The organism is Thauera linaloolentis 47Lol = DSM 12138 (assembly GCF_000310205.1).
Classification (GTDB): domain Bacteria; phylum Pseudomonadota; class Gammaproteobacteria; order Burkholderiales; family Rhodocyclaceae; genus Thauera; species Thauera linaloolentis.
Genome location: NZ_AMXE01000220.1, coordinates 1 through 201 on the forward strand (window position 1 = coordinate 1; position 201 = coordinate 201).

At 63.2% G+C, this 201-nt stretch carries 1 protein-coding gene; it reads right to left on the reverse strand.

Going from position 1 to position 201, the window contains the following annotated elements; translation table 11 throughout:
- On the reverse strand, positions 1–200 hold a 200-nt coding region (locus C666_RS19245), incomplete at its 3' end, for a porin (protein WP_004353264.1).
- Position 201: the final 1 nt, after the last annotated feature.

Consider the following 201-nt stretch of genomic DNA (forward strand, 5'->3'; position numbering starts at 1 on the left):
TTGCCCAGGTCTTCGGTGCCGCGGAAGCCCAGACGGCTGCCCGACAGGGCACCGCTATTCACGCCGCGCAGGTCGTTTTCACCGTGCTTGCCGAAACCGACATATGCGTCAGCCACACCGTAGATGGTGACGTTGGACTGAGCGAAGGCCGGAGCCGAAACCAGGCCGGCGATGGCCAGCGCGATCAGTTTCTTCTGCATG